This is a genomic window from Collinsella sp. AM23-17, assembly GCF_003470945.1.
Classification (GTDB): domain Bacteria; phylum Actinomycetota; class Coriobacteriia; order Coriobacteriales; family Coriobacteriaceae; genus Collinsella; species Collinsella aerofaciens_O.
This window is the reverse complement of sequence record NZ_QRHU01000014.1, coordinates 42,909-54,068: the sequence shown is the minus strand read 5'-3', so window position 1 is coordinate 54,068 and position 11,160 is coordinate 42,909. Positions and strand designations below refer to the sequence as shown.

The 11,160-nt window shown below is 58.6% G+C and carries 9 protein-coding genes; 5 read left to right on the top strand and 4 right to left on the bottom strand.

What is annotated here, in order from left to right; translation table 11 throughout:
• The first annotated feature begins 105 nt into the window (after positions 1 to 105).
• Together DW645_RS06590 and DW645_RS06585 are read left to right on the top strand one after the other, a co-directional pair.
• Positions 106 to 1,092, top strand: coding sequence for a LacI family DNA-binding transcriptional regulator (locus DW645_RS06590; protein ID WP_118226967.1), 987 nt, complete (start codon positions 106 to 108; stop codon positions 1,090 to 1,092).
• Positions 1,093 to 1,221: 129 nt separating this feature from the next.
• Positions 1,222 to 2,382 (top strand): FprA family A-type flavoprotein, encoded by a 1,161-nt coding sequence (locus DW645_RS06585; RefSeq protein WP_118226949.1) that lies wholly within the window; start codon positions 1,222 to 1,224, stop codon positions 2,380 to 2,382.
• 61 nt (positions 2,383 to 2,443) lie between these two features.
• On the opposite strand, the gene DW645_RS06580 is transcribed toward DW645_RS06585, so the two are convergent.
• Positions 2,444 to 3,247 carry a DeoR/GlpR family DNA-binding transcription regulator gene (locus DW645_RS06580; protein WP_118226947.1) on the bottom strand — a complete coding sequence of 268 codons (804 nt, stop codon included), beginning with the start codon at positions 3,245 to 3,247 and terminating at the stop codon, positions 2,444 to 2,446.
• Between the two features lie 335 nt (positions 3,248 to 3,582).
• Between DW645_RS06580 and DW645_RS06575 the strand changes: the two genes are divergently transcribed.
• Entirely contained in the window at positions 3,583 to 4,440 is an 858-nt protein-coding gene (locus DW645_RS06575; protein WP_022095149.1) for a class II fructose-bisphosphate aldolase, read from the top strand.
• Positions 4,441 to 4,761: 321 nt separating this feature from the next.
• Here the strand turns inward: DW645_RS06575 and DW645_RS06570 are convergent, their stop codons facing one another.
• The 3 genes from DW645_RS06570 to vsr form a co-directional block, all read right to left on the bottom strand.
• Complete coding sequence (locus tag DW645_RS06570; RefSeq protein WP_118226945.1) at positions 4,762 to 5,385, bottom strand: HAD family hydrolase; 624 nt, start codon at positions 5,383 to 5,385, stop codon at positions 4,762 to 4,764.
• 56 nt (positions 5,386 to 5,441) lie between these two features.
• Complete coding sequence (locus DW645_RS06565; protein WP_158568697.1) at positions 5,442 to 6,371, bottom strand: AraC family transcriptional regulator; 930 nt, start codon at positions 6,369 to 6,371, stop codon at positions 5,442 to 5,444.
• 497 nt (positions 6,372 to 6,868) lie between these two features.
• Positions 6,869 to 7,858 (bottom strand): DNA mismatch endonuclease Vsr, encoded by a 990-nt coding sequence (vsr, locus tag DW645_RS06560; RefSeq protein WP_118226941.1) that lies wholly within the window; start codon positions 7,856 to 7,858, stop codon positions 6,869 to 6,871.
• 148 nt (positions 7,859 to 8,006) lie between these two features.
• Between vsr and DW645_RS06555 the strand changes: the two genes are divergently transcribed.
• Complete coding sequence (locus tag DW645_RS06555) at positions 8,007 to 8,792, top strand: ABC transporter ATP-binding protein (RefSeq protein ID WP_118226939.1); 786 nt, start codon at positions 8,007 to 8,009, stop codon at positions 8,790 to 8,792.
• On the top strand, positions 8,782 to 10,983 hold the full coding sequence (locus tag DW645_RS06550; RefSeq protein WP_118226937.1) for an ABC transporter permease: 2,202 nt from the start codon (positions 8,782 to 8,784) through the stop codon (positions 10,981 to 10,983). Before DW645_RS06555 ends, DW645_RS06550 begins: the two co-directional genes overlap by 11 nt.
• Positions 10,984 to 11,160 lie beyond the last annotated feature (177 nt).

The following is an 11,160-nucleotide window of genomic DNA, read 5'->3' as shown; positions in this document are numbered from 1 at the left end:
GTATTTCCGCTTGGGCCCACATCTACGCTATTCATACCTCGTAAGAGCGAAGGTGATTTTGTGGCAAGGCGCCCTTCCAACGATACAGGTACGCGTCCGGTTTCTATGGCCGACGTCGCCCGCGCTGCTGGCGTTTCACAGCAGACGGTTTCGCGCGTCGCCAACGGCTTGCCCAACGTTAACGAGCAGACGCGCCAGCGCGTGCAGGCCGCTATGCAAGAGCTCGGCTTTCGTCCGAGTTATGCCGGTCGCTCGCTGCGCGACGGCCGTTACCATTCAGTCGGCCTGTGCGTCAACGATGTCACCAAGTTTGGCAACCTCTCAATGATCGACGGCATCGCCAGCGCTGCTCGCGAGCATAATTGCGCCATCACGCTGGTCGAGATGTCCAAGACCGAGGAGTTTTCGCTTGCCGAGGCCACGCGTCGTATGGCCGCATTGCCGGTGGACGGCATCATCATCGGCATGAGTCGTATGGCGCCCGATTTTGAGACATTCGACCCGTTGCCGGGTATTGGCACGGTTATCGTCACCATGTATGCGCACCCGCGGGTGACCACGGTCGACTCAGATCATTACGGCTGCTCGCTGCTGCTCATGGATCATTTGTTTGAACTGGGGCACGAGCAGATTCGCTATATTGGTGGCCCGTCGTTCTCGGTCGATGATCAGTTTCGTCGCGCCGGCTGGCAGGACGCGCTCGAGCGTAGGCACATTAAGCCGCAGGCGCCGCTCGAGGGCGATTGGTCTGCCAACAGCGGTTACGAGGCCGGCAGATATCTGGCCGAGCACGACCGCACCATGACGGCGATTTATGCGGCAAACGACCAAATGGCAAACGGCGCCATCGCCGCGCTGCGCGATAGCGGCTTGCGCGTGCCCGAGGACGTGAGCGTGGTGGGCGTTGATGACTCGCTCGACGACTTTGTCGCACATAACGAGCTCACGACTGTCCGATTCGATTTGCATCAGCGTGGACGCGAGGTATTCGAGCATGCGGTTCCCAAGGCGGGGGCGTCGGACAGGCCCGTCGCCATTCGCATTCCCGGTCAGCTCATCGTTCGGCATACCACGGCAGCTCCGCGCGCATAGTTTTCGCAGGTCAACGGCTCGGCATTGCGCTTCAATAACAATCGGTAAGGATGCTGGCAGATAGCCGTGGCTATAAAGGTGAGTGCTATGATAGACGGGCTCTTTTGTCTATCTAGGAGGCTTTGCCTGATGGAGATCACCAAGGATATCCGCTACGTTGGCGTCGACGATCACGACATTGACCTGTTCGAGGGCCAGTACGATGTGTCCGAGAACGGTATGGCATACAACAGCTACGTTATCTTGGGCGAAAAGATCGCTGTCGCCGATTCAGTCGATGGCGGGTTTGTCGACGAATGGCTCGGTAACCTCGAGGCTGTACTCGACGGTCGCACGCCCGACTACCTGGTCATCCATCACATGGAGCCCGATCACTCCGCCGGCATCGCCGCCTTTATGGAGCGCTATCCCCAGGCACAGATTGTGGCAAGCATGGGCGCCTTCCGCATGATGGTTAACTACTTTGACACCGACTTCCCCGAGCGCAAGATGGTTGTCAAGGAGGGTGACGTGCTCGATTTGGGCGGCCACAGCCTAACCTTTGTCGGCGCCCCCAACGTGCACTGGCCCGAGGTGCTGTTCTCCTACGAGGCCACCGACAAGGTGCTCTTTAGTGCCGACGGCTTTGGCAAGTTCGGCGCCAACGACATCGAGGATCCGGAAGGGTGGGCCTGCGAGGCGCGCCGTTATTACTTTGGCATCGTCGGCAAGTTCGGCAAGTTTGTGCAGGCCGTGCTCAAGAAGGCCGCCAATCTGGACATCCAGATCATCTGCCCGCTCCACGGCCCCGTGCTGACCGAGAACCTGGGCTATTACCTCGACACCTACAACACCTGGTCGAGCTATCAGCCCGAGGACGAGGGCATCACGATTGCCTACGCGAGCGTGTACGGCCATCTGAAGGCTGCCGTTGAGGAGCTCGCATCTGCGCTCGAGGCTCGCGGCCAGAAGGTTTCCGTCTTTGACCTGGCTCGCGACGATATGGCCGAGGCCGTTGAGGACGCGTTCCGTTACGACCGCCTGGTGCTCGCCTCCATTACCTATCAGGGCGAGATCTTCCCGTTCATGAGCACTTTTATCCACACGCTTGCCGAGCACGCCTACCAGAACCGTACGGTGGCGCTCGTCGAGGCCGGCTCCTGGGCGCCCGTCGCTGCCAAGGTTATGACCAAGGAGCTCGAGGGCATGAAGGACATCACCCTGGCGCAGAACAAGGTGACCGTCCTGGGCTCGCTCAACGACGCCTCGCGCGCTCAGATCGAGGCCCTCGCCGACGAGCTTTCCAAGTAGCAATACTTCACTTTTGACGCGCAAACCACCACAAAGGGGACACCTTTGTGGTGGTTTTTGTTTACGCGCTGGCGACGATGAGGTTGGGGCGGGTGTTGTCGGCGATTTCGGCGATAGAGGTGGCAACGGCATCGTCGGGGTCGCGGTCCATGACGATGGCGTTGACATCGACGAGCTCGGCAAAGCGGTACATGCCACGTCCGTTAACCTTGCTGGCGTCCATGAGGGCCACGCTTTGACGGGCGGCGCCGATCATGGTCGTTTTGGTTTCGGCCATCTGGGGAAAGTCGGTGGTAAAGCCGCAGCCGGGAACAAAAGCGCCAGGGCACATGACGGCAAGATCGGCGTGGACCATTTGGAGCGCCTGCATGGTAAGTGGGCCGTACAGATAGCGATGACCTTTGCGCAGTGCCCCGCCCAGCATGACGACATCGACCGAGGGCATGCTCTCGTCGATGTAATCGGCGATGGTGATATCGGCCGTAATGACGGTGATGCCGTCGCGCTGATCGAGCAGGCGGACGAACTCGAGTGCCGTGGTGCCGGAGTCGACGAGCAACGTGTCGCCGTCGCTGACGAGTTCAATGGCGCTTTGAGCGATGGCCTGCTTGGCGGCGACGTTGACGTTGATGCGCCGATCCTGCGTGGAGACCGTTAGGCGTTTGTGGAGCGACACGGCGCCGCCATGCGTGCGGCGTAGCTTACCGGACTCGGCGAGCGCGTCCAGGTCGGCGCGGGCAGTGACGGAGGAAACGCCAAAGGTCTGGGCGATTTCTGCCACCTGCACGGAGGCGTTATGCTCGAGCATTTCCATGATGGCGGCACGTCGTTCGTCGGCGAAAGCTCGTGTTGTTGCGTGGGCCATAGCTGCTCCATCCTCAACCTAAATTTGCAGGAATTATGTTGAAACCATTTTCGTTCATTTTCTTTTCTAGCAAGAAAACGCCTTTCGATTACTTATCTTTTCTACAAAAGAAAGGTGATTCGCTCGAAAACTGGGATATCGGATAGGGGGATTTGGTCCGATTCCCTTCCGTTTGCTTTTCAAAAACGAGCGTTTTGGCCTGCGTGCCGGCGATATCTCGTACATGCGACAGATGTGATTTTCATACAATGGGCCCAGCAAAACGCAAGGTAAAACGCCTTGCGGACACGTACGCCCGATGTCCAGATGCGGGCGAGGGAGAGGAGCAAACGCTCATGGCACTTGTTACCACCGAAAAGATGCTCAAGGACGCTCAGGCCGGCCACTACGCCGTCGGCGCGTTCAACGTCGAGAACCTCGAGTTTGTTATGGCCGTTCTGGCCGCTGCCGAGGAGACCAAGTCCCCCGTCATCATGCAGACCACCCCGGGCACCATTAAGACCGCTGGCCTGGATTACTTCTACGGCATGGTCAAGGCCGCTGCCGAGCGCGCTTCCGTGCCCGTCGCCCTGCACCTCGACCACGGTGATGGCTATGACCGCTGCATGCAGGCTTTCCGCACGGGCTACACCTCCGTCATGATCGACGGTTCGCACGAGTCCTTCGAGGACAACATTGCCCTGACCAAGTCCGTCGCCGACGCTGGCCGCGCCATGGGCGTGCCCGTCGAGGCCGAGCTCGGCAAGGTCGGCGGTAAGGAGGACGACGGTCCCGCGGTTGAGGGCGAGAGCCCCTACACCGATCCTGCCGAGGCCAAGGAGTTTGTTGAGCGCACCGGCTGCACCTCGCTGGCCATTGGCGTTGGCACCAGCCACGGCGTGTACACGAGCGATCCTCACATCGAGCAGTCCGTGGTCAAGGCCATTCGCGACGCCGTCGACGTGCCGCTGGTTCTGCACGGTACCTCCGGTGTGCCCGATGAGCAGGTTGCCGAGGCCGTGAAGAACGGCATCTGCAAGGTCAACTACGCCACCGAGCTGCGTCAGGCCTACACCAAGGGCTTCATGGCCTACATGGCCGAGAACCCCGCTTGCTTCGATCCTAAGAAGCCGGCCAAGGAGGGCATGCGCGAGATCACCGAGCTGGTTAAGATCCGCATGACCAACCTCAACTCTGTGGGCAAAGCAGAGTAACAGCAAGGGTACTCCGACTCGCTACATATCCCGGGGAGGGACGAGGGCTTAGTTCCCCAATCGTCCTCGGGCATGCAAAAAGCCTCGCTGCGCACTTCGCGCGGCGAGGCTTTTTGCCCCCTGCGGAAAGATTGGGGGACTAAGCCCTCGTCCCTCCCAGGTTGACCTACTCGAGGTCGTCGCCCTTGTGGCGTTGGGCGGAAAATAATAAGAAGCCTTCGCGCTGCGGAATGATTTTGGAAACTAAGTACGGGGACCCGCCCAAGCCGTTCTGCTCAATCGCCCTTGTGGTGTTGGGGCTGAAAGGGTGGGACGCGTGGGTCATTTGGTTGTTAGGGTTAGTAGGTCGTTGGGGGTTTTGAGGTTGTAGGTGGCGTTTGGGATATCTTGGTGTGATCCCCATGCTGCTCGGGCAAAACTGACCCCTGCCGAAGTTGCGCATTGTTCGTCGTAGACGGTGTCGCCAACGTAGACGACGTTGCCAGGATTCGCGCCCGTACGCCGGAGATATTCGAGCATGGGAGCGGGTGCGGGTTTATGTTCGGTTGTGTCTTCGACAAGGATGATGTGCTCAAAATACTTATCGAAGCCAAGGGGTGCAATTTCTTCTGCGTATTCGTCGCGCGCACGTGAGGAGACGATGCCAAGTTTGCAGCCGTTGTCGGAGAGTGTTGCGATAACTTCGTGCAAGCCGGGAAACACGCTGATGGTGCTTTTAAAGCTGGCGGCAACTTGGCACCAGCGATTCAGCGTTGCCTGTGAGTAGATCCCAAGTTTCTCAAGGGCGTTCTTGCCGGGTATGCCGAGGGCAAATTCAAGCTCGTGTCGGGGGAGCGTTTTGCCGGTCTCTTCTTGGACAATCTGGACAAGCGATGATAGAACGCTTTCTTCTGTATCTGCCAATGTCCCATCAACGTCAAATACGATATGGTCAAAGTGCTTCATATGATTTCTCCTCTCTGTTGTTTGCCTGCAAGTTTGATGCGGTGACAGAAGAAAGGCTAGCGGGATTTCTGCCTGGTGCTATCGAGATTCTGCCTCGCTGCTCGATAGCTCGAAGGAGTGCATCCCATTTGTTCTTTAAATACCTGGCCAAGATGGCTTGCTGTCGCAAAGCCGCATTGGCGCGCGACTGTCTGGACCGTTCGCGTGGTGTGTGCCAAAAGTTCGCAAACACGGTTTACGCGGTATGCGCGCAGATATGCCGCCGGGGTCGTTCCTGCGCAAGCTTCGATAATACGGTAACACTCTCTTTCGCTTATGCCGGCTGCAGATGCCATCTGGGGCACATCTATAGCGGCTGCATAGTTTGCGCGGATATAGTCCAGGATTGCCTTGAACTGTACGTCGCGGTTGGTCATCCAAGAGGCGTTGTCGGAGGAAAAGAGCGGTTCGGCCTTGGCGTAAATCTGAATCCAGAGCTCTGACAAGCTATTCCGAAGCGCCATCTCGTTCTGCGGCCGTTGAAGGTCGTGGTTAAAGGAACTCTTTAGCAAATCGATAAAGGGCATATCGTCGGGGTTGGTGGGCGACCATTTGAGCACATCGACGCCTCGACATTGCAGCAAAGGATTGATATAGCGCTTTTGAAGGCGTCCCGCGGGATCGCCGAGCATCGACGGCTGAAAGATATGCAACATTTGAATGGCTGGTGCCGAATTGGGTGATTGCAGCGTGCTGTGCAAAACGCCGCCGTTGATAAAGCCGGCGGACCCTTCCTCAAAGCGTACGTGCTCATGAGCCGCGCGCGTTCGATAGTCAATCGCTCCCTGTTCCATGTAGAAAAGCTCAACTTCGGAATGCCAGTGCCAGGGGACGGAATTGCCCGGATAGCGAGCGAATTCTGCGCGTTCGGCAATATAGGGCCAGTCTTCGGCGGTCTCGGGAAACGCTTCCTCGCGTCCTCCGCGGTGCAATTCTATGTGATCCATGTTTCGCATGGCATCAGTATAAAGCGCGATGGGCTTAGATTGCTCTTGCCTGTTCGGGGAACGCCTTGTTTAGGGATGCTTGGAGCTTTTCGAACGATGCTCGCAAGTTGTGGCTCTGGTTGGTTGAGCGTTTGGCTTTTGTGGTGGGGGAGTCGAGGAGGCCGTCTCTCTGTGTCGGGGGGAAGGAGAAAAGGTCTGCATGTTTTAGGGACGGCTGCCGTGCTACGGCATTGGAAGAATGCATGCTTATGCGGCCTCCTCGATGTCCACCAAAAGATTGCGCGCGGGGTTTGCTGCTAGGTCCCGTGCGTTGGCAGTATTATGCCGCGGCCGTCGCAAAGAAGCGCTAAAGAAAGGCTTAATGAGGTTTGGCATTACGATGAAACCGCAGGTCAGAAGTATCGAGTAACACTCTTGAAAGGTTTTGGGCTTAAGGGCTTTCTAAGGTTTGTGACGTGGATGTGGCTCGCCTGTGTGGGGCGTGTGAATGCTCGCTGTTAGCGCTGCGGCTCTGCAGCCCGTACCTGCTCGATGACCTTTTCCATCGTGGCGTCGATGCGGTCTTTTTTGAGTTCGCATTCCCAGATGGTTATGGGCGTCCAGCCCATTTGAGTGAGCGCTGCCACAGCAGCGCGGTCGCGCTCGACGTTGCGACGGAACTTTGCCTCCCAAAACTCAACGTTGCGCTTGGGCTGGCTTGGGTTGCACTTGGGGCAGCGGTGCCAAAAGCAACCGTTGACGAAGATGGCGATCTTGCGGCCGGGGAAGGCGATGTCGGGCTTGCCGGGTACCTTCCATTCCAAACGATAGCCCGTAAGGCCCGCGGCCCGTAGGCGCTGACGTACGAGCAGCTCGGGCTTGGTGTTGGCGCGCTTGTTGCCCTTCATGGACTTTTTGATGGCGGCGCGACGGCGGACCAGTTCGCGCTCGTCGGCGGAAAGGTCCGAGGTATCGATGCCGTCCAGCAGGCCGGGCTTGGGGCGCTTTTTGCTGCGGCGATTAGGCGCGCGCTTGGGTTTGGCGGCGGGGCGTTCGGTCGTGGCGGCCTCGGCGTCGTTGACAGTGCTGTTGGCCTCAAGCCGGTCTTCCTTCAGCTCAATCAGAGCATCGATGAGCCCCTTGTCGGCGGGCATCCATTCCACCGTGGCAAGCGAGGCGCGCGGAATCCAGCGGATATCGAGCTGGCGGTCGTGCTTCTGGGGCTCGCCGGACTCTTTAGCCAGCGAGCAGTAATAGCACTCCATCGAGAGATGAAAATCGGGGTAGTCATACTCAACGGTGTAGAAATCGCGCAGGTTGGTGACTTTTACCTGCAACTCTTCCATGAGCTCGCGGCGCACGGCGTCTTCGGGCGTCTCGCCGCGCATGAGCTTGCCACCGGGGAACTCCCAAAGTCCCTGCATGTCGCCGTAGCCGCGCTGCACGGCAAGCAGCTCGTCAGATCCATCCTTGCGAATGATCCCAGCGGCAACATGAACAGTCTTCAACAGGAGTCCTCTCTCAATATCAACACGTGGCAGGCTAGCTACCCGTACCTTACACAACGGTAAGGCAAGCGTAAGCCATATCGATGGTAGCCGACTCGGCTTCTTGCGACTATAGATGCCGTAGACTGATTGCAAGAAAGGACTCGGTATGCAAACCACGCACATGGCGGCCCCGGTACTGGAGGTCGCGCATCTCGAAAAGGTATACGGCGCGTTGGGCAACGTGACCCGCGCGCTCAACGACGTCAGCTTCACCGTCAACCGCGGCGAATTTGTTGGCATCATGGGCGCCTCGGGCTCGGGCAAGTCGACGCTGCTCAACTGCGTGTCGACCATCGATGCCGCCACGAGCGGCACCATTCGCATCAACGGCCAGGACGTGACGCGCATGAAGCAGGCCAAGCTCTCGCAGTTCCGCCGCGAGGAGCTCGGCTTTATCTTCCAGGATTCCAACCTGCTCGATACGCTCACGGCGCGCGAGAACATCGCCTTGCCGCTCACCATCGCCCGCACGAACGCAGCCGAGATCTCGACCCGCGTGCAGGATGTGGCCGCGCGTCTGTCCATTAGCCAGGTGCTCGACAAGTATCCCTATCAGATGTCCGGCGGCCAGCAGCAGCGCGTTGCCGCGGCTCGCGCGCTCGTCACTGATCCCACTATGATCATGGCCGATGAGCCCACCGGCGCCCTCGATTCCAAGAGCGCCCGCCTGCTGCTCGAGAGCCTGGAGGCCCTGAATCGCCGCCTGCGCGCCACCGTGCTCATGGTTACGCACGACAGCTTTGCTGCCAGCTACACGAGCCGCGTGCTGTTTATCCGTGACGGCAAGATCTTTACCGAGCTGCGCCGCGGCGACACCGACCGCCGAGAGTTCTTCGACCGCATTATGGAGGTCGTTGCCATGATGGGCGGTGAGGGCTCCGATGCTCTGTAAACTCGCCTGGGGTAACGTCCGCCGCGCCGGCCGCGATTACCTCGTCTACTTGCTGACGCTCACCCTGGGCGTCACGGTCTTCTATGCCTTCAACACCGTCTCGATGCAGGTCGACATTGCCGGCATCGAGGAAGAGGGACTGTCCGAGCTCATGGGCACCATGCTCGGTTACCTTACGTACTTTTTGGCCGGCGTCATGGCCTTTTTGATGGTGTATGCCAATAACTTCATCATGAAACGCCGCAAAAAGGAGTTTGGCCTGTACCAGGTGCTCGGCATGGGGCGCGGGCGCGTCGCCACGATCATGGCGCTCGAGACCGTGATAGTATCGGTCGTGGCCTTTGCCGCCGGCATTTTGCTGGGCGTGGGGCTCTCCCAGCTCATGACGTTCTTTACGGCCTCGCTCTTTAAGACGCAGATCGCCAATTTCCGCTTCTTTTTCTCGGTGCATGCGTTCAACCTGACCCTTGCCTGCATGCTCGTGATGTTTGTACTCACGTTACTGCTGAACCTGCGCGCCGTTCGTCGCACTAAGCTCATTGAACTCATGGGTGCCGAGCGTCGCAACGAGAGCATCAAGACGCGCAATCCCTGGATCGCGATTGCCATCTTTGCTGTGGGCGTGGTGCTGGTGGGCGTGGCCTATTACCGTCTGCTACGTGATGGGTTCCCGCTAACCGAGACGGGCGACAAGCTGGACGGGGCAATGAGCCAGTTTGGCATCACCACGGCCATGGTCACGGTAGGCACCTTTGCCCTGTTCTGGGGACTCTCGGGCATGCTCATCAAGCTGCTGCAGAGCCTGCGCGGCGTGTACTGGCGCGGCCTCAACATGTTTACCGTGCGCCAGCTTGCGGCCAAGGTCAACACGGTGTGCTTTTCGATGGGCGTCATCGCGATGATCCTGTTTTTGGCCATTACCTCGGTGACGTGCGGTATGTCTATTGCCAACGTGATGAACGAGAATCTGGAGCGCTATAACCCTGTTGACGTATCTCAGACGTATGTCTATTACACGCCCGATAGGCTCGACTACTACAAGGAGTATGTCAATCCGTCTGAGGCCGATCGTATGGTGCTGGCAGATGCAACGGTCGATTTGTACGCTGCATGGCATGGCGAGTGCAAGTCGGCGGACAACAACGACGAGACCGGCAAGAAGGTCAATATCGCCGATGTTGCCGGTGAGCATGTGCAGATCGATTCGTATCTGAGTTACCCGCTTGGCGGCTCGGGCCCCTCGGTGGTGGCAGGCGAGATGTGCAAGACCATGGGCGAAAAGCTTCCGAAGGCGCTCGAGGGCAGCAATGCCGATGATATGGGCCTGTTTGTGACGCCGGCGAGCCAGTACAATAAACTGCGCCAGATGATGGGCGAGGATCCGGTGAGCATTGGTCGCGACCAGTACGTGCTTACGTGTGATATGGGCGGCGAGCTGGGCGACCTGTACACCAAATACATGGCTGGGGGCCATACCCTCACCTTGGGCGGGCATACGCTCAAGCCCGCAACCGATAAGTCGGACAAGGACACAGCGGCCATCGCCAACTCGGCGATGGGCAGTAATCCGGGTACCGTCGTCGTTGCCGACGAGCTGTTGTCCCAACTTAATCTGCAGCCGTATGCCAGTAGCCTGCTCGTTAACTACAAACAGGGGATGGATGTGACCAAGGCAGACGAGAGCATTAAATACACCTTGCTCGACAATCTGCTCGTTGACGGCAAGGAGCCGGGGTCGTGGGGAGTCTTCATCACGCGTTCCGAGATGTACACGCAAGCAGCGCAGATGAACGGCATGATTAGCTATCTGGCCATCTACATTGGCTTTGTATTGGTCGTTGCATGCGCGGCGATTCTATCGATCCAGCAGCTCTCCAACGTGGCCGACGGCAGCCGCAGCTATCGCGTGCTGGCGCAGATCGGCTGTGACGACCGTCAGATCCGGCATTCGGTGATGGCACAGCAAGCGGTGTTCTTCCTGTTCCCGCTGGCAGTGGGTCTGGCGCACTCCTTTGTGGCGCTCAAGGTGATCATCGAGCTGGTGAGCGTATTCGGCGATATGAGCATCGGCGGCACCGTGGGCCTCACCTGCGCGATTTTCCTGGCGGCCTATGGTGGCTACTTCCTGGTGACGTACCTCATGAGCGCTGGCATGGTGCAAGCTGCCATCGCCACCCGCTACAGCGAGTAGCAAGCGGACAAAACCGTCGCAAAACCAACGCAAACAACCGCCGCGGAGGGAGTCGGCCCCCTTCCGCGGCGGTTTTTTGTCTATCGGATGCCTCTCAGATGCAAGTGAGTAGACTTTTTTGGATCTGCCGAGCACATCATGACAAGTGCTCAATAAAACCGTAGGTCAGCGCTGTGA